The sequence below is a fragment of the Pseudonocardia sp. NPDC046786 genome, assembly GCF_040645415.1.
Taxonomy (GTDB): Bacteria; Actinomycetota; Actinomycetes; order Mycobacteriales; family Pseudonocardiaceae; genus Pseudonocardia; species Pseudonocardia kongjuensis.
Genome location: NZ_JBEYYF010000029.1, coordinates 34,275 through 60,434, shown reverse-complemented (window position 1 = coordinate 60,434; position 26,160 = coordinate 34,275). Strand labels below are relative to the sequence as shown.

General features: G+C 72.7%; 27 protein-coding genes. 22 read left to right on the top strand and 5 right to left on the bottom strand.

Translation table 11 applies throughout. From position 1 onward, the window contains the following. Positions 1-235: 235 nt before the first annotated feature. Genes ABZ881_RS26995 through purU form a run of 5 tightly spaced genes read left to right on the top strand, consistent with a single transcriptional unit; the run spans position 236 to position 4,112 of the window. Positions 236-589 (top strand): protocatechuate 3,4-dioxygenase, encoded by a 354-nt coding sequence (locus ABZ881_RS26995; RefSeq protein WP_358488457.1) that lies wholly within the window; start codon positions 236-238, stop codon positions 587-589. Next, the gene (locus tag ABZ881_RS26990) at positions 582-1,433 is read left to right on the top strand and encodes a class III extradiol dioxygenase subunit beta (protein ID WP_358488456.1); all 852 of its coding nucleotides are present in this window, start codon (positions 582-584) and stop codon (positions 1,431-1,433) included. The genes ABZ881_RS26995 and ABZ881_RS26990 overlap by 8 nt, the downstream gene beginning before the upstream one ends. Beyond that, positions 1,430-2,320 carry a methylenetetrahydrofolate reductase gene (locus tag ABZ881_RS26985; protein ID WP_358488454.1) on the top strand — a complete coding sequence of 297 codons (891 nt, stop codon included), beginning with the start codon at positions 1,430-1,432 and terminating at the stop codon, positions 2,318-2,320. The genes ABZ881_RS26990 and ABZ881_RS26985 overlap by 4 nt, the downstream gene beginning before the upstream one ends. After that, entirely contained in the window at positions 2,317-3,243 is a 927-nt protein-coding gene (locus ABZ881_RS26980; RefSeq protein ID WP_358488453.1) for a tetrahydrofolate dehydrogenase/cyclohydrolase catalytic domain-containing protein, read from the top strand. The genes ABZ881_RS26985 and ABZ881_RS26980 overlap by 4 nt, the downstream gene beginning before the upstream one ends. After that, complete coding sequence (gene purU, locus ABZ881_RS26975) at positions 3,240-4,112, top strand: formyltetrahydrofolate deformylase (protein WP_358488452.1); 873 nt, start codon at positions 3,240-3,242, stop codon at positions 4,110-4,112. Before ABZ881_RS26980 ends, purU begins: the two co-directional genes overlap by 4 nt. A 52-nt stretch (positions 4,113-4,164) precedes the next feature. On the opposite strand, the gene ABZ881_RS26970 is transcribed toward purU, so the two are convergent. From ABZ881_RS26970 to ABZ881_RS26955, 4 genes are read right to left on the bottom strand one after another with little or no spacing between them, the layout of a single operon-like run. Beyond that, positions 4,165-4,440 (bottom strand): muconolactone Delta-isomerase family protein, encoded by a 276-nt coding sequence (locus tag ABZ881_RS26970; protein ID WP_358488450.1) that lies wholly within the window; start codon positions 4,438-4,440, stop codon positions 4,165-4,167. Further along, a complete protein-coding gene (locus ABZ881_RS26965) occupies positions 4,440-5,144 on the bottom strand; it encodes an alpha/beta fold hydrolase (RefSeq protein WP_358488449.1) in 705 nt (234 codons plus the stop codon). The genes ABZ881_RS26970 and ABZ881_RS26965 overlap by 1 nt, the downstream gene beginning before the upstream one ends. Further along, positions 5,141-5,842: a 4-carboxy-4-hydroxy-2-oxoadipate aldolase/oxaloacetate decarboxylase gene (locus ABZ881_RS26960; RefSeq protein ID WP_358488448.1), complete on the bottom strand. Its 702-nt coding sequence runs from the start codon at positions 5,840-5,842 to the stop codon at positions 5,141-5,143. The genes ABZ881_RS26965 and ABZ881_RS26960 overlap by 4 nt, the downstream gene beginning before the upstream one ends. Further along, entirely contained in the window at positions 5,839-6,567 is a 729-nt protein-coding gene (locus tag ABZ881_RS26955) for a PIG-L deacetylase family protein (RefSeq protein ID WP_358488447.1), read from the bottom strand. The genes ABZ881_RS26960 and ABZ881_RS26955 overlap by 4 nt, the downstream gene beginning before the upstream one ends. A 189-nt stretch (positions 6,568-6,756) precedes the next feature. Here ABZ881_RS26955 and ABZ881_RS26950 point away from each other — a divergent pair, with 189 nt between their 5' ends. The 3 genes from ABZ881_RS26950 to ABZ881_RS26940 are packed head-to-tail and all read left to right on the top strand — an operon-like array spanning position 6,757 to position 9,358. Beyond that, positions 6,757-7,320, top strand: coding sequence for a UGSC family (seleno)protein (locus tag ABZ881_RS26950; RefSeq protein ID WP_358488446.1), 564 nt, complete (start codon positions 6,757-6,759; stop codon positions 7,318-7,320). After that, positions 7,317-8,348 carry a hypothetical protein gene (locus tag ABZ881_RS26945; protein WP_358488445.1) on the top strand — a complete coding sequence of 344 codons (1,032 nt, stop codon included), beginning with the start codon at positions 7,317-7,319 and terminating at the stop codon, positions 8,346-8,348. Before ABZ881_RS26950 ends, ABZ881_RS26945 begins: the two co-directional genes overlap by 4 nt. After that, the gene (locus tag ABZ881_RS26940; RefSeq protein ID WP_358488443.1) at positions 8,345-9,358 is read left to right on the top strand and encodes an ABC transporter ATP-binding protein; all 1,014 of its coding nucleotides are present in this window, start codon (positions 8,345-8,347) and stop codon (positions 9,356-9,358) included. The genes ABZ881_RS26945 and ABZ881_RS26940 overlap by 4 nt, the downstream gene beginning before the upstream one ends. Before the next feature lie 200 nt (positions 9,359-9,558). On the opposite strand, the gene ABZ881_RS26935 is transcribed toward ABZ881_RS26940, so the two are convergent. Continuing rightward, on the bottom strand, positions 9,559-9,822 hold the full coding sequence (locus ABZ881_RS26935) for a hypothetical protein (protein WP_358488441.1): 264 nt from the start codon (positions 9,820-9,822) through the stop codon (positions 9,559-9,561). A gap of 705 nt (positions 9,823-10,527) precedes the next feature. Here ABZ881_RS26935 and ABZ881_RS26930 point away from each other — a divergent pair. From ABZ881_RS26930 to ABZ881_RS26865, 14 genes are all read left to right on the top strand, one after another. After that, positions 10,528-11,514, top strand: a complete 987-nt coding sequence (locus ABZ881_RS26930) for an ABC transporter ATP-binding protein (RefSeq protein ID WP_358488440.1) — start codon at positions 10,528-10,530, stop codon at positions 11,512-11,514. Beyond that, on the top strand, positions 11,511-12,470 hold the full coding sequence (locus ABZ881_RS26925) for an ABC transporter permease (RefSeq protein WP_358488438.1): 960 nt from the start codon (positions 11,511-11,513) through the stop codon (positions 12,468-12,470). The genes ABZ881_RS26930 and ABZ881_RS26925 overlap by 4 nt, the downstream gene beginning before the upstream one ends. Further along, the gene (locus tag ABZ881_RS26920; protein WP_358488436.1) at positions 12,467-13,468 is read left to right on the top strand and encodes an ABC transporter permease; all 1,002 of its coding nucleotides are present in this window, start codon (positions 12,467-12,469) and stop codon (positions 13,466-13,468) included. Before ABZ881_RS26925 ends, ABZ881_RS26920 begins: the two co-directional genes overlap by 4 nt. A gap of 11 nt (positions 13,469-13,479) precedes the next feature. Beyond that, positions 13,480-14,406 (top strand): SDR family oxidoreductase, encoded by a 927-nt coding sequence (locus ABZ881_RS26915; RefSeq protein WP_358488434.1) that lies wholly within the window; start codon positions 13,480-13,482, stop codon positions 14,404-14,406. After that, positions 14,403-15,995: an ABC transporter substrate-binding protein gene (locus ABZ881_RS26910; RefSeq protein ID WP_358488433.1), complete on the top strand. Its 1,593-nt coding sequence runs from the start codon at positions 14,403-14,405 to the stop codon at positions 15,993-15,995. Before ABZ881_RS26915 ends, ABZ881_RS26910 begins: the two co-directional genes overlap by 4 nt. Then, positions 15,992-16,948 (top strand): thioredoxin-disulfide reductase, encoded by a 957-nt coding sequence (trxB, locus tag ABZ881_RS26905; protein WP_358488432.1) that lies wholly within the window; start codon positions 15,992-15,994, stop codon positions 16,946-16,948. The genes ABZ881_RS26910 and trxB overlap by 4 nt, the downstream gene beginning before the upstream one ends. Before the next feature lie 122 nt (positions 16,949-17,070). After that, positions 17,071-18,051, top strand: a complete 981-nt coding sequence (locus ABZ881_RS26900; protein ID WP_358488430.1) for an ABC transporter permease — start codon at positions 17,071-17,073, stop codon at positions 18,049-18,051. Beyond that, positions 18,048-18,941: an ABC transporter permease gene (locus tag ABZ881_RS26895; protein ID WP_358488429.1), complete on the top strand. Its 894-nt coding sequence runs from the start codon at positions 18,048-18,050 to the stop codon at positions 18,939-18,941. Before ABZ881_RS26900 ends, ABZ881_RS26895 begins: the two co-directional genes overlap by 4 nt. Further along, the gene (locus tag ABZ881_RS26890; protein ID WP_358488428.1) at positions 18,938-19,849 is read left to right on the top strand and encodes an ABC transporter ATP-binding protein; all 912 of its coding nucleotides are present in this window, start codon (positions 18,938-18,940) and stop codon (positions 19,847-19,849) included. Before ABZ881_RS26895 ends, ABZ881_RS26890 begins: the two co-directional genes overlap by 4 nt. After that, a complete protein-coding gene (locus tag ABZ881_RS26885; RefSeq protein ID WP_358488426.1) occupies positions 19,839-20,630 on the top strand; it encodes an ATP-binding cassette domain-containing protein in 792 nt (263 codons plus the stop codon). Before ABZ881_RS26890 ends, ABZ881_RS26885 begins: the two co-directional genes overlap by 11 nt. Positions 20,631-20,657: 27 nt before the next feature. After that, positions 20,658-22,229 carry an ABC transporter substrate-binding protein gene (locus ABZ881_RS26880; RefSeq protein WP_358488425.1) on the top strand — a complete coding sequence of 524 codons (1,572 nt, stop codon included), beginning with the start codon at positions 20,658-20,660 and terminating at the stop codon, positions 22,227-22,229. A 36-nt stretch (positions 22,230-22,265) separates the two neighbouring features. Further along, positions 22,266-23,948: a UGSC family (seleno)protein gene (locus tag ABZ881_RS26875; RefSeq protein WP_358488424.1), complete on the top strand. Its 1,683-nt coding sequence runs from the start codon at positions 22,266-22,268 to the stop codon at positions 23,946-23,948. A gap of 5 nt (positions 23,949-23,953) precedes the next feature. Further along, a complete protein-coding gene (locus ABZ881_RS26870) occupies positions 23,954-24,886 on the top strand; it encodes an FAD-dependent oxidoreductase (protein WP_358488423.1) in 933 nt (310 codons plus the stop codon). 78 nt (positions 24,887-24,964) lie between these two features. After that, the gene (locus tag ABZ881_RS26865; protein WP_358488421.1) at positions 24,965-26,053 is read left to right on the top strand and encodes a zinc-binding dehydrogenase; all 1,089 of its coding nucleotides are present in this window, start codon (positions 24,965-24,967) and stop codon (positions 26,051-26,053) included. Positions 26,054-26,160: the final 107 nt, after the last annotated feature.

Below are 26,160 nucleotides of genomic sequence, written 5' to 3'. Positions count from 1 at the left end.
CTGCGCCGTGCCACCGCCGCTCGCCGGGGGGCGGGCCGGGCCCACCCCCCGTTTGACCCCCCCGCCGGCGCCCCCACGGGGCGCTCCGGATGACGTAGCGGGCGCCCGCTACGTCATCCGTCGCGGGCCGGACGGGGCGCGGCGGCCGCCGCCGGTCGGGACATCCGGGCGATGGCCGCGGCCCGCCCGGCTCCTAGCGTCGGTGCCACGGCCGATCGCGGGGGGGGGAATCAGCATGACCAGCAGGAACGACCTGCCGGGGACCTACGTCTTCGACGGTCCCGCCGGACGCCGCGGCCGACCGCTGAACCGGCTGCTGCAGTCACTGCGCACCGAGGACGCCCGGACCGGCTTCTGCGCCGACGAGGCCGCCTGCTGCGCGCGGTTCGGGCTGTCCGCCGAGCAGACCGCGGCCGTCCTGCAGCGGGACTGGCAGGCGATGCTCGATCTGGGCGGCAGCATCTTCTACGTCTACAAGCTGGCCATGATGGACGGACGTTCCATGCAGTACCTGGGCGGCGTGTTCACCGGAATGAGCGAGGACGAGTTCACGGCGGCGATGGCGGCGGGGGGACGTACCGATGTCTGAGGTCATCTGGGGCCTGGGGACCTCGCACGTGCCGTCGATCGGCGCCGCGATGGACCGCGACCTGACCGCCGACCCGCGCTGGGCGCCGCTGTTCGACGGCTACGCACCGGCCAGGGCGTGGCTCGCCGAACGCACCCCGGACGTCGCGATCCTGATCTACAACGACCACGCCAACGGCGTCGACCTGGACATCGTGCCGACCTTCGCGATCGGAACCGCCGAGGAGTACCGGGTCGCCGACGAGGGATACGGCCGGCGCGCGGTGCCGGACGTCGTCGGGGACCCCGACCTGTCGTTCCACCTGCTGGAGCACCTGGTCGACGACGGCTTCGACCTCACCGTGTTCGCCGAGCTCGACGTCGACCACGGGTTCACCGTGCCGCTGTCGGTGTGGACGCCCGATCCCGGTGACACCTGGCCCTGCCCGGTCGTCCCGATCATGGTGAACGTGATCCGCTACCCGCAGCCGACCGCGGCCCGCTGCTACGCGCTCGGGCAGGCGATCGGCCGGGCACTGGCGTCCTACGACGGCGCGCGCACCGTCGGGATCCTCGGCACCGGCGGGATGTCGCACCAGCTGGCCGGCGCCCGGGCCGGGTTCGTCAATCCCGGCTTCGACCACATGTTCCTGGAGGCGATCGCCGACGACCCGCAGAAGCTCACCGCCCTGCACCGCGACGATTACATCCGGCTCGCCGGGTCGGAGGGTATCGAGCTGATCATGTGGCTGGTCATGCGCGGGGCGATGAACACCCGCGTCCGCACGGTGCACACCGCCTATCACGTGCCGGCGTCGAACACCGCCGCCGGACTGGCCCTGCTCGACAACCGGAGCGCCCCGTGACGTCACTGCTGGATCCCCCCGATCGGGACGGCGCGGCGCCGCGTGCGGACCGGCGGTCCGTGCTCGCCCGTGTGCTGCGTGCGGCCACCTACGAGGTGCTGCCGTTCCCGAGTGCCGCGGACAAGGTGCTCGCCCACGTCCCCACCGGCACCGGGCTGAGCGTCACGACCACCGAGGCGAAGGGGCCCGACCCGACCGTGGAGCTCGCCGTCCGGCTCACCGGGCACGGCTACCGGGTGGCGCCGCACCTCGCGGCCCGGCTGGTCCGGGACCGGGCGCACCTGGCCGATCTCACCGACCGGCTCACCGACGCGGGGGTCCGCGCGCTGTTCGTCGTCGGCGGTGACGCCGCCGAGCCGGTGGGCCGTTATCCGGACGCCCTTGCTCTGCTCACCGAGCTGCACGAGATCGCCGGTGACCGGTTCGACCGGATCGGGATCGGCGGCTACCCGGAGGGGCACGGCGGGATCGCCGACGAGCTGATCGCGGGCGCGCTCACCGCGAAGGCGCCCTACGCCACGCAGATCGTCACCCAGCTGTGCTTCGATCCGGCCGCCACCGTGCGGTGGGCCCGCCGGATCGCCGCCGCCGGGGTGCGGCTGCCGGTCCGGGTCGGCGTGCCCGGCGCGGTGAGCAGGCAGAAGCTGATCCGGGTCTCCGCCGGGCTGGGGCTCGGGCAGTCGGCCCGGTTCCTGCGCAAGCAGCAGGGGATGCTCCGGCGGTTCTTCCTGCCCGGCGGCTACCGGCCCGACCGGGTGCTGGACGGCATCGCGCCGGCACTGGCCGCCGGCGACACCGGCCTGGCCGGGATCCACGTGTTCACCTTCAACGACCTCGAGAGCACCGAGACGTGGCGACGTCGGCTGCTCGAGCGCCTGGACCGATGACGGCGCGCCCGATCGACGGCCGCGCCCGCGCCCGCGAGCTCGGCGCCGCACTGGCCGACGAGGTCGCCGCGCTGCACGCGTCCGGGATCCGGCCCGGGCTCGCGACCGTGCTGCCCGGCGACGCCGGCTTCGGCGCCCGCGCCTACCAGCGGCGGCTGCACCGGCTCGCCGCGGAACTCGGCGTCGGCCACCGGACGGTGGAGCTCCCGGCCGGGGCGTCGCAGGCGGCGGTGCTCGGCGCCGTGCGGTCCTGCAACGACGATCCGGCCGTGTCCGGGGTCCTGCTGCTGCGCCCGCTCCCGGCGGGCGTGGACCAGGCGACGGTGTTCGGCGCGCTCGACCCGGCGAAGGACGTCGAGGCGCTGCACCCGGAGAACGTCGGCCTGCTCGCGCTCGGCGCGCCCCGGTTCGTGCCCGCCACCCCGGCCGCGGTGTTCGACCTGCTCGACACCTGGATCGACGGCACCGGACAGGACCGCGCCGGCTTCTACCACCGCAGCCGGATCGTCGTCGTCGGGCGGTCGGCGACCGTCGGCGTCCCGGCGGTCGCGCTCGGCTGCGCCCGCGGCGCGACCGTCTCCTCGATCGACGAGTGGGCCGACCGGACCGGCGGGATCGGCCGCTACACCCGCTGGGCGGACGTGCTCGTCGTCGCCGCCGGCCGGGCCGGGCTGGTCCGCGCCGAGCACGTCGCACCCGGCGCCGTCGTGCTCGACGTCGGGATCAACGCCGTCACCGGGCCGGACGGGACGGTCCGCACCGTCGGCGACGTCGACGCCGGATCCGTCGCGGCGCGGGCCGCGGCGCTCACCCCGGTGCCCGGCGGCGTCGGGCCGGTCACCGACGTGCTGCTGCTGCGCAGCACGGTGCTCGCGGCGCGCCGGGCCGCGATGGCCGCCGCCGGATCGCGGGCCGCGTCGTGACCGCCTCGGCGCCGGGCCCGCGCGCGGTGCTGCTGCTCAGCTGCCCGGACGCGCCCGGCATCGTGCACGCCGTGACCGGTCTGCTCGCCGAGCAGGGTTGCACCATCGTGCAGAGCCACCAGTTCGGCAGCGCCACCACCGGCACGTTCTACCTGCGGATCGAGTTCGCCCGGACCGACGGCGCCCGGCCCGACCTGGACCGGCTCGGCACCGGCGTCGCGCCGATCGCCGCGCGGTTCGGGATGACCTGGAGCCTCGCCGACACCGGGCACCGCCCGCGCACGGTGATCATGGTCAGCCGGTTCGCGCACTGCCTCAACGACCTGCTGTTCCGGAACTCGATCGGCGAGCTGGCACTCGACGTCGTCGCGGTCGTGTCCAACCATCCCGACCTGGGGCGGCTCGCCGACGGGTACGGGGTGCCGTTCCGGCACATCCCGGTCACCCGGGAGACGAAACCGGCCGCGGAGGCGGAGCTGCTCGACCTGGTCCGCGCCGAGGGCGTCGAGCTGGTGGTGCTGGCCCGCTACATGCAGATCCTGTCCGACGACGCGTGCACAGCCCTGGAGGGCCGGGCGATCAACATCCACCACTCGATGCTGCCCAGCTTCAAGGGGGCGCGGCCCTACCACCAGGCGCACGAGCGCGGGGTGAAGTTCATCGGGGCCACCGCGCACTACGTGACCGCGGACCTCGACGAGGGGCCGATCATCGAGCAGGAGCTGCTGCGCGTCGACCACTCGCTGAGCCCGGAGCAGCTCGCCGCCCGGGGCCGGGAGGCCGAACGGCTCGCGCTGGCCCGGGCGGTGCGGTGGCACAGCGAGCACCGGGTCGCGGTGTCCGGCAACCGCACCGTCGTGTTCCCCTGACCCGGCCCGGACCGGGGAGAACGCCGCCGCCGGCGGCGGCGGGGACCGGCGCTCAGCGCTCCTGCGGGTGCGTCGCCAGTGCCTCGACGGTCACGTCCATCCAGGGGAACATCGGCAGCGACGCCAGCGCGTCGTGCAGCGCGGTGGGGTCGTCGGCCTCGTAGAGCCCGACGGTCGCGTTCCGCCCGGGGACCCGCCACAGGCGCTTGAGGACCCCGGCCTCGCGCAGCTCGACGGCGCGGGCGCGCTCACCGGCCTTCAGCTCGTCGCGGATCGCGGCCGGGGTGTCGACCGGCAGCAGGTTCTGAGTGCGGACCAGGAACTCCATCAGCGGGTCAGCTCCATCAGCAGTGCGCTCAGCTCGGCGGGCGCGGTGACCATGGCCTCGTGACCGGTCGCGACCTCGTGGACCGGCCACCCCCGGTCGGCCGCTCGCCCGGCGTGCTCGCGGAAGACCCGCATCCAGTCGGTGCACTCGACGAACGCCGCTGGCACCGCGTCGCCCTTCCCGGTCACCCGCAGCGGCTCGGTGTAGGTGAGCCACGGGTGCGGGGTGAGGCGCGGCGTGAGCCAGTCCAGGTCGGCCTGCTCGGTGACGCCGAGCCGCTCCAGCGGGCGGACCGGGACCAGCCAGCCGAAGCCGGGCCCGGCGACCGCCTCCCGGTAGTGCCCGGCGACGGTCGGCGGGAGCAGGTCGATCGCGGCGTCGCCGTCGTCGCCGACGAAGGCGTCCAGGTACACCCGGCGGGCCACCCGGTCCGGGACGCGGTCGGCGACCCCGGTGACGACCTGGCCGGCGTAGCTGTGCCCGGCCAGCACGACGTCGCGGGCGTCGTGCGCCTCCAGCAGCGCGACGACGTCCTGGACGTGCGTGGACAGCCCGACCTGCGGGTGGAGCAGGTGGGCCCGGTCGCTCACCCCGGTCAGCGTCGGCGCGAGGACGTCGTGACCGGCCGCCCGCAGGCCGGGGGCGACGCGCTGCCACACCCAGCCCCCGTGCCAGGCGCCGTGCAGCAGGACGAACGTGCTCATGAGAGGTCCCCCTCGGGGTCGTCGACGTAGCGCACGCCCAGCCGGTCCAGGGTGGGCCGCAGGTCGTAGAGGTCCAGGCCGAGCACGCCGTCGGCGAACCGGCGGCGCTTGTCCTCCTCGTTCGCGGCCCGCGCCGCGGCGGCCCCGGCGATCGCGGCGGCCTCGGCGCGCGGGACGCAGAGCACGCCGTCGTCGTCGGCGATCACCGCGTCGCCGGGGTCGATCCGCTGTCCGGCGACGACGACCGGGACGTTCACCGAGCCGGCCACCGCCTTCGCGGTGCCCTGCGCGTGCACGGCGCGCGACCAGGCGGGGAAACCCATCGCGGCCAGCTCGGCGACGTCGCGGACACCGGCGTCGCTGACCAGGCCGAGCACCCCGCGGTGCGCCAGCTGCGTGGCGAACAGCTCGCCGAACATCCCGTCGGTGGACCGCGAGGTGGTGGCGACGACGAGGACGTCGCCCGGCCCGCACTGCTCGACGCAGGCGTGGATCATCAGGTTGTCGCCGGGGTGCGACAGCACGGTGACTGCACGCCCGGCGATCCGCGCCCCGTGCTGGACCGGCCGGATCGCCGGGCCGAGCAGGCCACGCCGCCCGTGCGCCTCGTGCACGGTCGCGACGCCGAGCCGGGCCAGTCCGGCGAGCACGTCCGGGTCCGGTCCGCGTCGGGTCCGGACGATCACGTGTCCGCTCACCGCAGCACGTCCCCGACGACCGGGAAGACCCGCTGGTAGGCCTCGGCGTGCACGATCGACGGGTCGCCGCCGTTGCGGACGGCCTGCACGCCGCGGCGCAGCCCGAGATCGGTGTAGTAGCGCACCAGGTGGGCCTGGGCGCCCATGCACTCCATCGCCTTGCGCTTGCGCTCGAACACACCGGTGACGTCGAGCAGCAGGTTCGGCACGAAGCCGCACTGCTCGGGCTGGTGCGGCTCGAACTGCAGCACCTGCGGCGCGCCGATCGGTGGCGTCGACGGATCGTGCCCGGCGGCCTGCGCGACCTGGCGGGCCAGCAGGGTCGCCTCGTGCGCGGCGTCGTGGTCGCGGTTGTACGGGTCGTTCGCGACGTGCGTGAGCAGCACCTCCGGCGCCGCGGCCCGGATCTCGGCGACGATCCGGGACAGGCCGTCGTCGTCGATCCGCAGTGGATAGTCGCCCAGGTCGAGGAAGGTGACGGATGCTCCGAGTGCGTCGGCTGCGGCCTCGGCCTCATCGCGACGGGCTGCCTTCGCGGTGTCGACGGTCGTACCGGGGCGCCGCCAGAGCCCCGGTGACTCGCCGCGCTCGCCGTAGCTCAGGCAGACGACGCGCACGTCGTAGCCGCGTTCGGCGTAGCGGGCCAGCGCCCCGCCTGCCCGCCACACGAAGTCCCCGGAATGTGCACTGATCACCTGGATGGCCGGTCGATCGGGCGAGGTCATGGCCCCCGACGGTAGGCAGCGCCGCGGGCGGGGGGTACACGCGAATGACCGGGCGCCGCTACGTCATCCGTCGTGCGCCTCAGTGCGTCCTCCGTGGACTCTTTTGCCTGGTGGAAGTTGGTCTGGCGGGTTCGGTAGCAGGCTCTTTATCGTGCTCTCCGACCCCCAGTTCCGACGACGGGATCCGCCATGTTCGAGAGCATGATCGACCCGACCGGGGCACCCGATCCGGTCACCGCACCCGGGACGGGGCCGGCGCTCGCCCCTCGCCCGGGCGACTTGGCGGGGCTGCGGCTCGGCCTGCTGCTGAACACCAAGCGCAACGCCGCGGAGCTGGTCGACGCGATCGCCGAGCGGTTCACCCGGGGGCACGGCACCGTGGTGTCCGCCAGGCATACCAAGCCCTTCATCAACGACCCGGTGTCGCCTGAGGTGCTGGCCGATCTCGTCGATCGGTGCGACGTGGTGGTCGTCGGGGTCGGCGACTGCGGATCATGCAGCGCGTCCGCCGTCACCGACGGTATCGCGCTGGAGGCGGCCGGGGTCCCCGCGGCGGTGGTGTGCAGCGAGGCGTTCCGGGCGACGGCGGACGCGATGGCGACGCTGCGAGGCAGCCCCGGCTACGACTACGCGTGCGTGCCGCACCCGGTGGCCTCACTGGACGCTGCGGGGGTGGCGGTCCGGGCCGACGGGGTGCTACCCGAGCTGGTCCGGCTGCTGAGCTCCCCGGCCGGTGACCGGGTCGGCACGTGAGCGCGGCCGCCACCGATCCGGTGGACGTCGCCCGGGCGGCCGTCGAGCACGCCTACGAGCAGGGCTGGACCGACGGCCTCCCGGTCGTCCCGGTCACCGCCGCGACCCGGGACGAGTTCCTGGCTGCAACCCGGCGCGATCCGGCCGAGGTGATCGTCCACACCGGTAACCTGGGCCGCGAGTGCACCGTCGAGCAGGTCGCGGTGAACGCCGCGATGGCCGGCTGCCGCCCCGAGTACATGCCGGTCGTCCTGGCGGCGTGGGACGCGCTGATGGCGCAGCGGATCGTCACCAGCGGTGGCTGGCAGAGCACCAGCGGTCCGGCGCCGGTGATCGTGGTCAACGGTGACGTCCGGGGCGAGCTGGGAATCAACTCGGTGGGCGGCGTGGTCGGTCCGGGGTTCCGCGCGAACGCCACCATCGCCCGGGCGATCGGGCTGACCGTACGCAACGTGCTCGGCATCCGCCCGCACGAGCTGGACCAGGCGACCCAGGGGCTGCCCGGCCGGTTCTCGATCTGCATCGGGGAGAACGAGGAGGAGAGCCCCTGGGCGCCGCTCTCGGTCGATCTGGGGGCCGCCCCCGGCGCCGGGTCGGTCTCGGCGATGCTCATCCGGACCTGCGAGTTCGTCGACAACCGGGACACCACCGATCCGGAGGACCTGTTGCGCGACATCGCGGACACGGTGGCGCGGACCGGCGCCGTGGTCGGGGCGCGCTCGTCGGCGGGGCTGCTGCTCGGGATCGAGCACGCCACGATGCTGGCCGATGGCGGGTTCGGCAAGGCCGACGTGGCTGCATGGGTCTGTGAGCGCGCAGTCCGGACCGCTGCCGACCTGCGCGCGGTGGGGAAGGGACGGGCCGCCGGGGCCGCTGCAGACGACACTCGGTTCCCGCTGGTCCCCGGGCCGGGGCAGTTCCCGATCGTGGTCACCGGCGCCCGCAATGCCGGGATGTCGCTGGTCGTGCGGCCGTTCGGGTTCGGCGGATGGTCCGGTACCCACCCGGTCGACGGGGCCACGGCGTGAACCCGGTTCTGGACGTGCGGGACCTGCGCGTCGAGTTCCCGACGGCGGCGGGTGCTCTCGGAGTGGTCGACTGCGTCTCGTTCGACGTGGCGCCGGGGGAGACGGTCGCGCTGGTCGGCGAGTCCGGGTCCGGCAAGAGCGTGAGCTCGCTGGCGGTGCTCGGGCTGCTCGGCAGCGGTCGGATCGCAGGCGGCTCCGTGTCGTTCCGCGGTGAAGAGATCGCCGGTGCCGGGCCCGAGCGGCTGCGCCGGCTGCGTGGCGCCGAGATCGCAATGGTGTTCCAGAACCCGATGAGCGCGCTGGATCCGCTGTTCAGCGTGGGCGACCAGGTCGTCGAGGCGATCCGGGTGCACCGGCCGGTGGGCCGGGCACAGGCCCGGGAACGCGCGGTCGAGCTGCTCCGCGAGGTGGGCCTGCCCGATCCGGAGCGTCGCATGCGTTCGTACCCGCACGAGCTCTCCGGTGGCCAGCAGCAACGGGTCGGTGTGGCGATGGCGCTGGCATGCGATCCGGAGCTGCTGATCGCCGACGAACCGACGACCGCTCTCGACGTGACGGTCGAGGCACAGATCCTGGCGCTGATGCGGCGGCTGCAGCGTGAGCACGGCGCAGCGCTGCTACTCATCACGCACGACATGTCGGTGGTGGCCCGGATGGCCGACCGGGTGGTGGTGATGTACGCCGGACAGGTCGTCGAGCGGGGGACCTCGGCCCAGGTCCTGACCTCGCCGACGCACCCGTACACCCGCGCGCTGATCGGCTCCGTCCCGACCATCCACACCGGACGGGATGAACCACTGACCGTGATCCAGGGGAGCGTGCCGAACCCGGCCGAGGTGCCGGACGGCTGCCGGTTCCATCCACGCTGCCCGCAGGCGCTGGAGCGGTGCCGTACCGAGGTTCCGCCGGTCGTCCGGACGGGGGCGGGCCGGATCAGCCGCTGCTGGCTGGCTGAGGAGGCTGCCCGGGAACCGACGTCGAGCGGTGCGGCGGGTACCGCCGCCCGATGACCGCCCGGGCCCGGCCTGTCGGGCCGGGCCCGCTCACACCGCTGCCGTGACCTGTAACCCGCGCACCGTCGTCTCCGACGGTGCGGCACCCACACGCAGCCCGATGCCACCCCGAGCGGCCCCGGGGTCGGGGACCGTTACGACCGGCAACGGGCGCCTGTCCACCTCGATCTGCAGCTGCGGCCCGGCGAGAGTCGCGGTCACCTCGTGCGTGGCGAGTCCGGGAAGCGCGTGGCGGCGAGCTCCGTCCCGTCCGCGGTGCTGACCTCCATGCCGCTGTGGCCGACGGTGATCCGCAGCGCGCCGGCGGAGCCCTCGCGCAGCAGCAGCGCCGAGTAGCCGCCACGCCGTACCGCGTCGAGACGTGGCCCATCAAGGATCCCCGTCCGGTACAGGACCTGGCCACGAGTGAGCAGCACCAGGATGACCAGGGCCAGGAGCACGGCGAAGGCGGCGTCGAGCACCCGGTCGCGGGTGCGCGCGGTCGGGGCGCTCCTCCGCGGGACCAGATGCCGCGGCGCAGCGTGGCGGCGCTGTAGAGCTGCAGCGGGGAAAGCGCGACCGATGAGAGCAGGCTCATGGGCGGGCGGTACCGCCCGCGCGGGTCGCCCGGGTTCTGCCTCCAGTACCCGGCGCCCACACCCCGCCCTGCGAACAGGATCCCGAGCAGGTAGGGCACCGACACCAGCCAGGCACCCTGCACACGGCAGCCGGACCTGCCGACGCCGTACCGGGCGAGCCAGGTGTCACCGGCCGGCGAGGCCGGCTCCCAGGCCATCAACATGGTGATCGGGGGTCAGCGCGAGCTGGACCGGCGGGGTCGATGCCCTGTGGCGGGCGGCGCAGGGAGGAGTGCACGACGGCGCGTGGGCCCCGCGCGGCCAGCGGCGCGACCAGCAGTCGCGGTGGAACCGACGTAGTTTGTCGACTCAGTGCCGATCCGGCCGTCGAGCCGGACGGCTACGTCATCGGTCGCGCCGTGATCTGCGACACGATCTGTAACCTGCGCGCACTCTTCTCCCTGGTGGAAGTCGGTCTGGCGGCCGGGTGGACACCATTCCTAGCGTGCCCGCTGCACACGGCCGGCGGAGTCCGACGGGAGACCACATGTGTCAGACCACGATCGACTGGAACGGGTGCGCTCCGGTGGGCAGCCCGGCCGGTGCCCGGTGACCGATCCGCCCCTGTTCGAGGCTCGTGACCTGGTCAAGCATTTCCGGTCCCCGCGTGGTGTCGTGCAAGCCGTCAATGGCGTCTCGCTGAGCATCCCGCGCGGCCGCACCGTCGGCCTGGTCGGTGAGTCGGGGTCCGGCAAGTCCACGGTGGCCCGGCTCGCGCTGCGGCTGCTGGAGCCGTCCGCGGGGACGCTGTCCTTCGACGGTGCGGATCTCGGGGCTGCCTCGGGCGCGGCTCTGCGCAGGCTACGGCGCCGGATGCAGATCGTCTTCCAGGACCCGCACGGATCGCTGAACCCGCGGATGACCGTCCTGCAGGCGGTCGGCGAGCCACTGGTCGTGCACCGGATGGCCAGCGGCGCCGCGCTCACCGACCGGGTCGTGGAACTCCTCGAACGGGTCGGTCTGGGTGCGCGTGATCTGCACCGCTACGCTCACCAGTTCTCCGGCGGCCAGGCACAGCGGATCGGGATCGCCCGCGCGCTGGCGACCGACCCGGACCTGATCGTGTGCGACGAGGCGGTCTCCGCGCTGGACGTGTCGGTACAGGCCCAGGTGCTCAACCTGCTCCGCGGCCTGCAGGCCGAGCGCGGGATCTCCTACCTGTTCATCGCCCACGACCTGAACGTCGTCCGGTACATGTCCGATGAGGTCTGTGTGATGTACCTCGGCGAGATCGTCGAGCGCGGTGACGGCGACGCGGTGCTGCGCGACCCGCAGCACCCCTACACCCGGATGCTGGTCTCCGCGGTGCCCGATCTCGCCACGGCCGGGCCGATCGACGAGGTCGCGCCGGTCGGCGAGGTGCCCAGCCCGATCGACCCGCCGCCCGGGTGCCGCTTCCACACCCGCTGCCCGCGGGCCGAACCGGAGTGCGCCGGCGACCGTCCGGCGCTGCGCCCGATCGCGGACCCGTCGGCCGGTCGCACGGTCGCCTGCCGGCTCGCCGGCCCGCGCACCCCGGAGGCGGTGGGCTCGTGACCCGGTACGTGCTGCGCAGGCTGGCCTACGGCGGCGTGGTGATGGCGCTGGTGACCACGCTGGTGTTCGTCCTCATGCGGCTCGTCCCCGGGGACGCCGTGTCGGTGCAGCTCGCCGACTCGGGGGCGACGCCCGAGCAGATCGCCGCACTGCGCGCCGAGTTCGGTCTGGACGCCCCGGTCTGGGTACAGCTGGGCAGCTGGCTGGCCGACGCCGTCCGGGGGGACCTGGGCACCTCGTTCTACGGCGGGGCCCCGGTCACCGAGCTGTTCCTGGCCCGCGTCCCGGTGACGGTGACCCTCGGCCTGCTCGCCATGCTGTTCGCCACCGTCGCCGGGATCGCTCTGGGGACGGTCGCCGCGATCAGCCGCGGGTCCGCGCTGGACGGCGCCGTGCGGACCTTCGCCGTCGCGTTCCTGTCGGTGCCGAACTTCGTGGTCGCGCTGCTGGCGCTCACTGCGTGCGCGGTCTGGCTGAACTGGTCGCCACCGCTTGCCTACCGGCCGCTCACCGAGGACCCCGTGAGCTGGATCCAGCAGATGGCCATCCCGATCATCGCGCTGGGGACCGCCGGGATGGCGGGCACGGCTCGGATGGCGCGGTCGTCGCTGCTGGAGTCGCTGGGCTCGGACTACGTGCGCACCGTTCGCGCGAAGGGCGCGCGAGAGCGCACCGTCGTCGGCAAGCACGCCGCCCGAAACTCGACGATCGCGGTGCTCACGCTGCTCGGACTGGAGCTGGCGACCGTCCTCGGCGGCACCGTGATCCTGGAGCAGATGTTCGGCATCCCCGGGACCGGGCAGCTCATCTACTCCGCGGTGCTGGAACGGGACTACCCGGTGGTGGTTGCCTGCACGATCTTCTACGCCGCGCTGTTCGTCGTGACGATCATCGTGATCGACCTGCTCTACGCGCTGGTCGACCCACGGATCCGGACCGGGAGGGCCCTGTCGTGACCAGCACCGCCGCACCCTCCTGGCTGCGCGCCGTGCCCCGCGCCGTCGCCAGGTTCGTCCGTGCCCAGCCGCTCGGCGCAGTCGCGCTGAGCGTGCTGACGCTGTTCGTGCTGGCCGGGCTGCTCGCGCCGCTGGTGGCACCCTACGACCCGCTGGAGCAGTTCCGCCGGGACATCCTCGCCGAACCGTCCGCGGCGTTCCTGCTCGGTACCGACGACCTGGGCCGCGACGTGCTGAGCCGGGCGCTGCACGGGGCCCGCACGTCGTTGCTGATCGGCGTGACGACCACCGCGATCAGCCTGGTGCTGGGCACCGCGATCGGGGTCGTCTCCGGGTACGCCGGCCGAGGGATCGACATCGTCCTGCAGCGAGTGATGGACGCGGTGCAGGCGATCCCCGGCATCGTCCTGCTGCTGTTCATCGCGGTGATCCTGGGTCCGTCGGTGCGCAACACGATCATCGCGCTGACCGTGGTGATCACTCCGTCGTTCAACCGGATCGCCCGCGGTGAGACGCTGCGGGTGCGCGAGGAACGTTATGTCGAGGCGGCCCGCGCGACGGGGGCGCGGACCGGGAGGATTCTCTCCCTGCACGTACTGCCGAACATTCTCGCCCCGGTGTTCACCCTCGCCAGCCTGATCTTCGCCGGTGTGATCATCGCCGAGTCGGCGCTCAGCTTCCTCGGCATCGGCGCCCCGCCGCCGACCCCGTCGTGGGGGCTGATGCTCTCCGACGGGGTCCGATACGTCGAGCGGGCACCGTGGCTGATCGTCGTCCCGGCGGTCCTGCTCTCGCTGGCCGTGTTCAGCCTCAACCTGCTCGGCGACGCGTTGCGCGACCACCTGGACCCACGATTGCAGCGCGCCACCTTTACCGAGTCCCGCAGGTGGTGGCGGGTCCGGCCGCCGACGCGGCTTGCGCCGAGTCTGGCCGGTGCCGACGCCGCCGCCGAGGCGGCCCCCGACCGGGCCCCCACAGACCGATCCCGACCCGACTAGGAGCAACCACAGTGGACATCTCACTCGCCGGGAAGGTGGCTCTCGTCACCGGTGCCGGCCCGAACATCGGCAGCGGGATAGCGCTGGCGCTGTCCCGCTACGGCGCCACGGTGGCCTGCAACGACATCGACCCGGCCGCCGCCGACGCCGCGGTCGAGCGGGTCGAGCGCAACGGCGGACGCGCCATCGCGGTCCCCGGCGACGTCACCGACGAGGCGCATGTGGCCGGCTACGTGGACCGGGTGGTCGGCGAGCTCGGCGGCATCGACATCCTGGTCAACAACGCCGCGCTGCTCGGCGGCCGCGGCGTGCTCGACGAGAGCGCGGAGTTCTTCGACCGGGCGGTGCGGGTCGCCGGGCTGGGCAGCTTCCTCAACACCCGTGCGGTCGGGCGGCACATGGCCGAGCGCGGGACCCGCGGATCGGTCGTGATGGTCTCCTCGTCGAACGGCTGGTCCGGCTCGGCAGGGGTGATCGCCTACGCCTTCCACAAGGGTGGCGTGAACAACTTCGTGCGGGCCGCGGCGATGGACCTCGCGCCGTACGGGATCCGGGTCAACTCCTTCACCCCGACCGCACCGACCCCGGACAACCCGGCGCTGACCGGCCCGAACGGGAGATCGGTGATGGACCGGCCGCGCAACGGGATCGGCGGCGGCACCGGCGACGAGCCGTGGCGGCGGCCGGCCCGCTGGAGCGGGGACCGCACGCCGATGGTGCCGATGGGCACCACCGGCACCCCGACCGATATCGGGCACTGCGTGGCCTGGATGTGCTCGGATCAGGCCCGGCTGATCACCGGCCAGGACTTCGTCGTGGACGGTGGTGCGCGGGCGAAGAACTTCGCCTACGTCCCGGCCGCGGCGTCCGACCTGGCCGGCCCGGTGCCGCTGGTCGGGCTGGATGTCACCGGCGAGCTCGACCGGGAGCTGTCGTGAGAGCCCGGCGGGCGCTGCCGGCCCTGGTGCTGGCGGGTGCGCTGGTGCTGTCGGCCTGCGGCGGTGGTGGCGCCGGTGGCGGGGCCGACGAACCGGTCGGCGACCCGCGCCCGGGTGGTTCGCTGGTCTGGCAGCTGCCGAACGAGGTCTCCACCGACCTGCACCCGCTGGAGAGCTCCGACCCGAGTGCCACCGGGCTGATCTCCGGTTCGGTCTACGGGAAGCTGCTCGACTGGCGCAACGGCCCGGACGTCACCGGGATGGAGCTGGAGGGCGATCTCGCCGAGTCCTGGAAGATCTCCGAGGACGGCCTGACCTACACCTTCGCCCTGCGACAGGACGTCACCTGGCACGATGTCGCGCCGGTGAACGGACGCGCCTTCGTCGCCGACGACGTGGTCGCGACGATCACCGCGATGAAGGAGCGCGGGTTGCAGGCCTACATGCTGGAGGCGGTGGAGAGCGTCGAGGCGCCGGACGAGCACACCGTCGTGCTGAACCTGTCGAGGCCGTTCGCCCCGCTGCTGGAGTACCTGGCTTACCACACCTTCCTGATGGTGCCCCGGGAGGGGATCGAGGGGCAATACGACCTCGACACGGTCGCGATCGGGACCGGTCCGTTCCTGCTCGCCGAGCACTCACCCGACGTCGAGTGGGTGCTGCGCCGCAACCCCGACTACCACGTGCCGGATCGTCCCTACCTCGACGAGATCCGGCGGCCGGTGATCAGCGACACCGCGGCGCTCACCGCCGCCCTGCGCAGCGGCCGGCTCGACATCGGCACTACCAGCGACGTCAACGTGGCCGACGAGTTCCGCGACGGCGACTTCACCGTCGACGAGACCCCTGGTGCACCGGTGAGCTTCTATCTGAACCCGCGCGAGGAGCCGTTCGACGACCTGCGGGTGCGTCGCGCGGTGATGCTGGCGATCGACTGGGAGGGGATGGGGGAGACCATCCGCGGCTCGTTCAACCTGACCTCGACGCTGCGCCCGGACATCAGTGACGCCGCACTGTCCGCCGACGAGGTGCGCGAGCTGCGCCCGTTCGATCCCGACCAGGCCCGCCGGCTGCTCGCCGAGGCAGGTCTGCCGGAGGGCTTCACGACCACCCTGACCGTGCAGCGGGTCGATGACGAGGACGTCCGCGAGGCCCAGTGGATCCAGGCCGACCTGGCCGAGGTCGGGATCGACGTCACGATCGAGACCGTCGACCCCGGCACCGGGATCGAGCGCAGGCGCAACCACGAGTTCGCGATGGCCAAGGCGCTGCGCACCCTGCACCTGCCCGACCAGACCTGGCGCGACTTCATGCCGGGCTACATCGAGAACTACGCCCTGGTCGACGACCAGGAGCTGATCGACAGCTACGCCCGCACCCAGACCTCGACCGACGAGAACGAGCAGCGCGAGCTGCACAGGGCCATGCAGGCCCGGATGGAGACCGAGATCGTGCAGGGGATGCTGCCGATCCAGAAGTTCGACTACACGGTCTTCTCGTCCCGGGTGCAGGATCTCCACCCGAGCCCGATCCACCAGGGCCGCAGGCTGGCCGAGGTCTGGCTCAGCGACCAGCCGGAGACACCGTGACCGCGCCGGTGCACGACCTGGTCGTCGTCGGCTCCGGCCCGGCCGGGTACACCGCGGCGATCTACGCCGCCCGGGCCCGGCTCGCACCGGTGGTGTTCGAGGGCAGCAGCTACGGCGGTGCCCTGATGACCACCACCGATGTCGAGAACTTTCCCGGCTTCCCGGACGGGGTGGACGGTCCCGGCCTGATGGAACGGATGCGGGCGCAGGCCACGCGGTTCGGCGCCGACCTGCGCCCTCGCGACGTCGATGAGCTGCGGCTGGACGGGCCGGTGAAGGAGATCGTCGCGGACGGCGAGACGCACCGGGCGCACGCGGTGGTGCTCGCGATGGGTGCCGCCCCCCGCTACCTGGGCGTGCCCGGGGAACAGGAGCTGCTGGGCCGCGGCGTGTCGTCCTGCGCGACCTGCGACGGGTTCTTCTTCCGCGACCGCGACGTGGCGGTCGTCGGTGGCGGGGACTCGGCGATGGAGGAGGCCGAGTTCCTGACCCGGTTCGCCCGCAGCGTCACCGTGGTGCACCGGCGGGACACGTTCCGCTCCTCGGAGATCCTGCTGGAGCGGGCGCGGGCGAATCCGGCGATCCGTTGGCGGACTCACCAGGAGGTGGCCGCGGTGACCGGTGACGGCGCGGTGGCCGGGCTGCGGCTGCGCGACGTCCGGGATGGATCCGGCTCAGAGCTGGAGGTCGCCGGGATGTTCGTCGCGATCGGTCACGACCCGCGCAGCGGGCTCGTCAGGGACCGGCTCGACCTGGATCCCGACGGTTACGTCCGCACCCTGGACGGGAGCACCCGGACCGGGGTGGACGGTGTGTTCGCCTGCGGGGACCTTGTCGATCGGAACTACCGGCAGGCCGTCACCGCGGCCGGGTCGGGCTGCGCCGCGGCGATCGACGCCGAGCGCTGGCTGGCCGGCCGGGTCGAGCCGGCCGGACTGCCTTCCGCCTCGTGAAATGGCTCCCGCGTCACGGAATGACGGACGCGGCGACCACCGCCACTCTCGGACAGTGGTGCAGGACACAGGGTGACTGTCGTCTGCAGTGGAGCCCACCTCCGACGAATGGGTGAGTCGCGATGAAGGCCGTTGCCGTCCACTACGCCAGGCTGCTGGTGAGCTCGGTGGTCCTGCTCCTGGTCGTCATCACGATCCTGTTCCTGCTCCTCGAACTGGCTCCGGGCAACCCGCTGCAGGCGCTGCTCGGGGACGCCCCGGTGTCACCCGAGTTCGAGGCCGAGATGGCCGCCCGCTTCGGGCTGGACCTCCCGCTCTGGCAGCGCTACCTGATCTATGTCGGGAACGTGTTCACCGGTGACCTCGGTTCCTCGGCGATCAGCGGCAGACCGGTCACCGAGCTCATCGCGAGCCGAGCGCCATACACCCTGGTCCTCGCGTTCTGGGCGATGGCGCTGTCCACGGTGGTCTGCATCGTGCTCGGTGCGATCGCCGGACGGACCCGGCGGCGCTGGCTGGACGCCTCGATCTCCGGCGGCTCGCTGGTGATCTTCTCCATCCCGAACTTCTGGCTCGGGCTCATGCTGATCTGGGTCTTCGGCGTTCTGCTCGGCTGGCTGCCGACCGCGGGGGCCAGCCCCTACGGGGAGAGCGGGATCCAGCTACGGTACATGCTGCTCCCGCTGATCTGCATGGCGATGAGCCAGCTCGCCTTCAAGACCCGGATCATGCGCTCGTCCATGATCGAGGCGCTGGGCCAGGACTACATCGACACGGCCCGGTCGAAGGGCCTCTCCGCCGACCGGGTGCTCTACCGGCACGGGCTGCCGAACGCGATGCTGCCGATGGTCACGATCATCGGTCTGAGCGTCGGCGGCCTGCTGGCTGGATCGACCCTCATCGAGCGGGTCTTCAGCTGGCCGGGCATGGGCCTGCTGATGGTGGACGCGATCAACCAGAAGGACAACATGGTCGTCCTCGGGGTGACGATCGTGATGACGGTGATGATCCTCGTCGCGAACGTCCTCACCGACATCGCCTACGGCCTCATCGATCCGCGGCTGCGAGCCCGGTTCACCCGATCCGGAGGGGCACAGTCATGACCGTGCACGGGACCGAGACCGCTCCGCCGGTCGCCGGCACCACCGGTGCAGGCGGACGGCGGGAGGAGACGCCGACCCGGATCTTCTTCCGCAAGCCGCTGGCGATCGTCTTTCTCGTCGTGATGGCCCTGATGACCCTGGTCGCCCTGCTGGGACCGGTCTTCGGTGGTGACCCGGTCAGCACCGCCCACCCGCCGATGCAGCCGCCGTCGGCCGCCTATCCGCTCGGCACCGACCACCTCGGTCGGGACTTCCTGGCACGGGTGCTGCACGGCGGTAGACTCTCGCTGTTCGTCGGGTTCGCCGTCGCGCTGCTGTCGATGACGCTCGGCGTGCTGATCGGTGGTCTGGCCGGCTACTACGGCGGCGTCATCGACGTGGCGCTGGTCAAGGTCATCGAGTTCTTCCAGGCCATCCCCGGGCTGGTGCTGGTGCTCGTCGCCGCGGCCATCCTGGGCGCGAACATCTTCATCATCATCGCGATCATGGGCCTGACCGGATGGCCGGGGGTGGCCCGGATCATGCGGGCCGAGGCGGCGCGGGTCGCCCAGCTCGGCTACGTCGAGTTCGCGCGGGCCGCGGGCTTCCCGGGCCGGCGGATCCTCGTCTCCGACGTGCTGCCGAACTCGATGGCCCCGGTCGTCGTCTCCACCACGATGACGGTGGGAATGGCGATCCTTGCCGAGTCCGGGCTGGCCTTCCTCGGGATCGGTGACGCCAACCGGGCCACCTGGGGGTCGCTGCTCAACGACGCCCAGCCCTATCTGAACTCGGCCTGGTGGATGGCGCTGTTCCCGGGGATCTGCATCTTCGTCGTGGTGCTGGCCGTGAACATGATCGGCGACGCGCTCAACGACGCCCTCAACCCGACGATCGGGAGGGTCAAATGAGCTCTGAACTGCTGACCGGGACCACCGAGCCGCGCGCCGGCGGGGGCCCGCTGGTCCGGGTCACCGACCTCAACGTGTGCCTGCCCACCGGCGTGCGCAGCGAGGTGGAGGCGGTCCGGTCCGTCTCACTGCACGTCGACCGGGGTGAGCGGGTGGGCGTGGTCGGCGAGTCCGGCTCGGGTAAGACCGTCACCGGCCGGGCGATCGCGGGCCTGCTGCCCACCTCGCCCCGAGTGCGGGTCCGCGGGTCGATCGTGCTGGAGGGCCGGGAGATGGTCGGTGCGCCGCCGCAGGCGTGGGACGCGGTGCGCACCCGCACCGTCGGGATGATCTTCCAGGACCCGCTGACCTACCTGAACCCGGTGATGACGATCGGGCGGCAGGTCGCCGAGGCGGTGCCCGCCGGGCGCGACCGGTCCGGGCAGGACGGCGATGTCGGACGGTTCCTGGCGCTGGCCGGGCTGGAGGACGTCGACGAGGTCGCCCGCCGGTTCCCGCACGAGCTGAGCGGCGGGATGCGGCAGCGGGTACTGATCGCGGTCGCCATCGCCAAGACCCCCGACCTGCTGGTCGCCGACGAACCGACCACCGCGCTCGACGCGACCGTGCAGAAGCGGGTGCTGGCCACTCTCGACGAGACGGTGCGCCGGCTCGGGACCTCGTTGGTGCTGATCTCGCACGACATCGCCGTCGTCGCCGGGATGACGGACCGGATCTACGTCATGTACGCCGGGCGGGTGGTCGAGTCCGGACCGACCGCCGACGTCCTCGACGCACCCCGGCACGCCTACACCCGAGCGCTGCTGCGCAGCGTGCGGAGCCTGACCGACGACGGCGTGGAGCTGTACTCGATCCCCGACTCGCTACGTGCGAGCTGGGCCAGGGAGGAGGTCTCCGGTGCTCCTTGAGGCAGTGCGGGCCTGCAAGACGTTCCGGGCGCGCCGCGGCGGCCGGTCGGTCGACGCCGTGATCGACGCGAGCCTGCAGGTGCGGCCCGGCGAGTTCGTCGCGATCGTCGGGGAGAGCGGCAGCGGCAAGAGCACGCTGGCCAGGATGCTGCTCGGACTGGTGCCGGTCACCTCCGGCAGCGTCGAGTTCGACGGTGTCGCGCTCGCCTCGATGGACCGGCAGCGCTGGAACGGCTACCGCAGGCACGTGCAGGCCGTCCTGCAGGACCCGGCCGGGTCGCTGAACCCGCGCAAGACGGTCGCCACCGCTGTCGGCGAGGTCGTCCGGCTGCACCGGATCGCCGAGGGCCGCGACGCGGTGCGCCGGGCCGTGTGCGATGCGCTGGACCTGGTCGGGATGACCCCACCGGAGGCCTACCTCGGCCGGTACCCGCACGAGCTGAGCGGCGGGCAGCGGCAGCGGGTGCTGATCGCCCGGGCGATCGTGCTGGAACCGACGATCATCGTCGCGGACGAAGCGGTGTCGGCGCTGGACGCCTCGGTCAAGGCCGGGGTGCTGCGGCTGATGGACGACCTGCGGCGCCGCCTCGGCGTCGGATACGTGTTCATCACCCACGACCTGCCGGTGGTGAACAAGGTCGCCGAGCACGTCTACGTCATGAAGTCCGGCGAGATCGTCGAGCACGGCGACAAGGACCAGATCTTCGACGCCCCGCGCCATCCCTACACCATGACCCTGCTGGCGGCTGCGCCGACGCTCGCCACCGGCCGACCCGGATGACCGAACGGCTACAGAGAGGTGGCTCCCATGCGTGTACGACCGATCGTGGTGACGGCGGTGATCGCGGTGACCGCGGTCCTGCTGGCATCCTGCGCACTCGGCGACCCGGACGGTGGCGCCGCCGGGGAGCCGCGCACCTTCGTCACGTCCACCGGGACCGTGCCCCATCTCAACCCGCAGGTGATCGCGTCACCGTCGGTGGACATCGTCACCTCACCGATGCTCGAACCGCTGGTCCGGCTCGACGACACCTTCCAGGTTCATCCCTGGCTGGCGCGGGACTGGGAGGTCAGCGAGGACGGGCGCACGGTGACCCTGCAGCTCCAGGAGGGGGTGAGCTGGCACGACGGTGAGCCGTTCACCGCCGAGGACGTCCGGTTCAACGTCGAGGAGGTGATGCGGTACCAGGCGTACGGGGCGCAGCTCGTGGAGCACGTGGAGTCGGTCGCGACACCGGACGACTCGACCGTGGTGATCACCCTGGACGAGCCGTTCGGTCCGATCATGGAGGTCCTGACGCTGCAACAGATCCTGCCGCGGCACGTCTTCGAGGGCACCGACATCCTGGACAATCCTGCGAACATGGCGCCGGTCGGCACCGGCGCGTTCGTCTTCGAGAACTTCGACGAGGGCCGGGAGATCTCGATGACGGCGAACCCGGACTACTGGCGCGGGGATGTCGAAGTCGACCGGCTGATCTTCGTCAGCATGACCGACACGAACGCCGCCACCCTCGCGCTGCTGGCCGGGGACACCCAGATCGGTGGCGCCGGGCAGGGGATGCTGGACCAGATCAGGGCCGCCGAGCACCTGGAGCTGACCCAGCGCGGCCAGCTGCCCCGCCAGTTCGTCTTCACCATGAACACCGATGTGCCGGAGCTCGCCGACCCGGAGGTCCGCAAGCTGGTCTACCGGTCGATCAACCGGGCGCAGGTCGCCGACGTCGCGCTGCCCGAGGTGTCCACCGAGGCGACGGCGATGTTCCCGGAGGAGATGGAGTGGATCGACCCGGGCGTCGACTACCGCGAGGAGTTCTCCCACGACCCGGACGAGGTGAACGCGGCACTCGACGCGGCAGGTCACCCGCGCGGCCCCGACGGGAACCGGTTCACCCTGCGGCTGCACCTGATGAGCGTCACCGCGGAGGCGCGGGCGGTCGGCGCGGTGATCCAGTCGTCGATGGCCGAGGTCGGGATCGGGGTGGACCTGCGCGGCGAGGACACGAGCGTCTTCCAGGAGAACGTGTACCACCGGCGGGACTTCGACATGGCCATCGTGGAGGCGACGCTCGGCGTCGACCCGAGCGTCGGCATCACCCGCTGGTACCACTGCGTGCCGGAGCCGGTGGATGCAGAGAACCCGTCCGGGGTCTGTGACCAGGAGATCCAGCAGGCCGTCGACAACGCCCTGCGCAGCAGCGACCGGGCCGACCGGGCCCGGCACCTGCGAGCCGTACAGGACCGGGCCACCGAGATCATGATCGCCGCCCCGCTCGTCTACACCCGGCCGTTCGGCGTCTACAACACCGAGGTGTGGGACGGCCTGGGCAATCCGGACGGCCTACTCAGCAACGACTGGACCACGATCACGCCGAAGTGACGGCGGAGTTCCGCCGATGACGGGAGAGACGATCGGATGACCGGCCCCACGAGTACCGACGACAGGCAGCGGACACGCCTGGTCGTGCACGACCCGACCGGTGTCCCGCCCGTGGTGACCGGCAAGCACCTCGCGGACCGGGGCCCCTCCCTGGAGGGCAGGCCGGTGTTCCTGGTGGACAGCAGGTTCGACGACTCCGGCGAGCTGCTGCGCCAGGTCGACGCCTGGTTCGGCGAGCACCTGCCGACCGTGCGGACGACCCCGGTGCAGCTCTCCGGTACCTACGCCACCGACGACCCGCAGCTGTGGGAGCGGATCGCCGGGGAGGGCGGTGTGGCGATCCTCGGCGTCGGGCACTGCAGCACCTGCGCCCCGGCCGTGACCACACACGCCATCACCCTGGAGACCCGCTACGGGGTGCCGGCGGTCGCGGTGCACACCGAGACGTTCCACCGCGTCGTGGGCTCGGTGGCGCGGATGGGCGGGCTCGCCGACCTGACCCAGGTGTTCGTGCCGCAGCCGGTGATGGGGCGGTCGGCCGCGCAGCTGCGGGACTACGTCGACGGGACCGATCCGGTGCACGGCGGCCCGGTGATGCAGCGGATCGTGGACGGCCTCACCGCGGCGGGCGGCGGCGCCGGGGGAACGGGCACCGGGTCGGGCACCGTACGGACCGGGCGCAGGCGACTGCTGGCCGCGGCGTCCGAGGAGCGGTTGCACGAGCTGTTCCTGGAGCGGGCCTGGACCGACCAGCTGCCGGTGGTCCTGCCGACCGAGGCCCGGGTGGCCGCGATGCTGAGGGGCACCAGCCGTGACCCCGGCGAGGTGGTCGGCCGGATGCAGCCCACCGCGAACCGCGGTGCCTGGAGCTACACGGTGGAGATGGTCGCGGTGAACGCCGTCATGGCGGGCTGCCGGCCGGAGTACCTCCCGGTGGTCCTCGCGCTGACGGCGAGCGGGCGCTCGGCGCGCGGCAGCTCGTCCAGCTCGGCGGCGGTGACGGTGGTGGTGAACGGGCCGGTCCGGGACGAGATCGGCATGAACAGCGGGATCGGCGCGATGGGCCCGTACAACCACGCGAACGCCACCATAGGGCGGGCGTACGGGCTGGCCTCTCAGAACCTGCAGGGCGGTTCGGTGCCCGGCGAGACGTACATGGGATCCCAGGGCAACGCCCTCACCTACAGCAACGTCACCTTCGCCGAGAACGAGGAGCGCAGCCCCTGGGAGCCGCTGCACGTGCAGCGCGGTCACCGCGCCGAGGAGAGCACGGTGACCGTGTTCCAGGGCGGCCGCTCCACCACGTTCGGACTCGGTCTGCGCGCGCAGCACTGGCGCGAGCACGTGCAGGACATGCTGCGCGGTACCGACGTGGTCGGGGCGCCGATGCTGCTGCTGGACCCGATCGCGGCCGAGCAGTTCGTCGAGCGCGGTGGCTTCGCCGACAAGGCGGCGCTGATCTCCTGGATCCACGACACCGCCACCATGCGCGCTGACCGCTACTGGGATCTGCAGCTGGTGCGCAACTACATCGAGCCGCGGGCCGGCTCCGGTGAGGAACCGCTGGCCGGACGGCTGACGGCGGCACCGGAGGAGGAGATCCCGATGTTCCTGGAACGGGACGTCAACGTCGTCGTGGTGGGCGGCGGGACCAACGGCTACTGGCAGATCATGGGCTCCCGCCCGGTCGCCACCGTCTCCGTCGACGAGTGGCGGTGACCGCGGTGAGCGGCCCCGACGTGGTCGTCGTCGGGGCCGGGATGGCCGGCCTGACCTGCGCCCGGGAGATCGCCACCGGTGGCGCCGACGTGCTGCTGCTCGACCGGGGGACGGTCGGCGGTCAGGTGTCCACGGTGGACGCCATCAGGAACGCACCCGGCCATCCGGTTCCGATCGCCGGCTACGACCTGGGCGCGCTGCTGATGGAGCAGGCCGAGGCGGCCGGGGCGGCGGTCGCGCTCGCCGATGTCACCGCGGTCGTCCCGGACGGCGACCGGTACCGGCTGCACGCCGACGGCGGAGCCGAGTTCGGCGCGACCGCGGTCGTGCTGGCCGGTGGCTCCGTCCGGCGACGGCTCGGGGTGCCCGGCGAGCAGCAGCTCACCGGGCGCGGGGTGACCCGCTGCGCCTCCTGCGACGGGCCGCTCCTGCGTGACCTGGACGTGGTCGTCGTCGGCGGCGGGGACTCGGCGATGGACGAGGCCGCGGTGCTCGCCGGGTACGCGAACCGGGTGCTGATCGTCCACCACGGCCCGGTCCCGACCGCCAGGGACGAGCTCGTCGCCCGGACCGCGGCGCTGCCCAACGTGACGTTCCGGGCCGGGGCAGGCGTCGTCGCGGTCGATGGTGCGGACCGGGTCCGGTCGGTGGTCGTCCGGGACCTCGGCACCGGAGCGGAGACCGAGGAACCCGCGGACGGGCTGCTCGTGCAGATCGGGCTGGAACCGGACACCGGATGGCTGGCCGATCTCGTGCGCCGCGACGGGACCGGGCGGCTCGTCGTGGACGAGGACCTGACGACCTCCCGTCCCGGGATCGTCGCGGCCGGCGACCTCCGGACCGGCAGCGCCGCACTGCTCACCGACTCGGCGGCCGACGGCGGCACGGCCGCGCGGACCGTGCTGCGGCACCTCGCCCGGCGGCCACGGTGGGGATAACCCCGGGGCGCGGACCGCAGGCCGGTGCCGCGGGTGCCGGCACCGGACACACATCCCCGACGAGAGCGAGGACACGACGTGACGACGACGGTACGGGCAGCGGTGCAGACCGGGCCCCGGCAGATCGAGATGCGCGAGTTCCCGCGCCCGGCGACCGGCCCGGACGACGGGCTGCTGCGGGTCGAGGCGAACGGGATCTGCGGGAGCGACATCGAGATCTTCGACCGGGAACGACCGCCCTTCATCCCCGGCCACGAGCCGATGGGGATCGTGGAGGAGATCGGGGAGCGGGCCGCGCAGCGGTGGGGGGTGCAGGCGGGCGACCGGGTCGCGCTGGAGGTCGTCGTCCCGTGCCGGGCCTGTCACTCCTGTCTGACCGGGCGCTACCAGGCCTGCCGGTTGCGCCGCTACGGGCACGGGGTGACCGGGATCGACGTCGACCCGGCGCTGTGGGGCGGCTTCGCCGAGTACCTCTACCTGTCCCCGACCTCGGTGCTGCACCGGATCGACCGCAGCCTCCCGGCCGAGGTCGCCGCGATGTACAACCCGCTCGGGGCAGGCGTCCGCTGGGCGGTGGACCTCGGCGGGGTCGGCCTCGGCGACACCCTGCTGGTGCTCGGGGCCGGGCAGCGCGGACTGGCGGCCGTCGTTGCGGCCCGGGCCGCGGGCGCCGGGACGATCGTCGTCACCGGGCTGGAGTCGGATGGGCACAAGCTCGCACTGGCCCGCGAGCTCGGCGCGGACCACACCCTCGTGGTGGACGACGGCGGCCCCGAGCTCCCGGAGCGGGTACGCGAGCTGACCGGCGGCGCAATGGCCGACGTCGCGGTCGACATGACCCCGATGGCGGGCGGCCCGATCGCCGACGCGCTCGCCTCGGTCCGGTTCGGTGGCACCGTCGTCCTGGCGGGGCTGAAGGGGCACAAGAAGATCCCGCTCGTGACCGACCAGATCATCCAGCGCGGGCTGGTCGTGAAGGGTGCGTTCGGGGTGGACGCCGTCGCGAACCGCCGGGCCATCGAGCTGCTGGAGTCGCGGCGGTTCCCGTTCGAACGCCTGCACACCCACACCTTCGGTCTCGACGACGTCGGCCTGGCCATCGACACCCTGGCCGGCCGCGCAGGCGACGGCACGGCCGTCCACGTCTCCGTCCACCCGCACCCCTGACCACACCGGTGGTCGGTCCGATCGTGGGGCACGACCTGCCTTCCGCGACGTGAAATCGGACTCCCGGCACCCGCCCGGAGGGCGGCATCGTGAGAGCACGAGCCGGT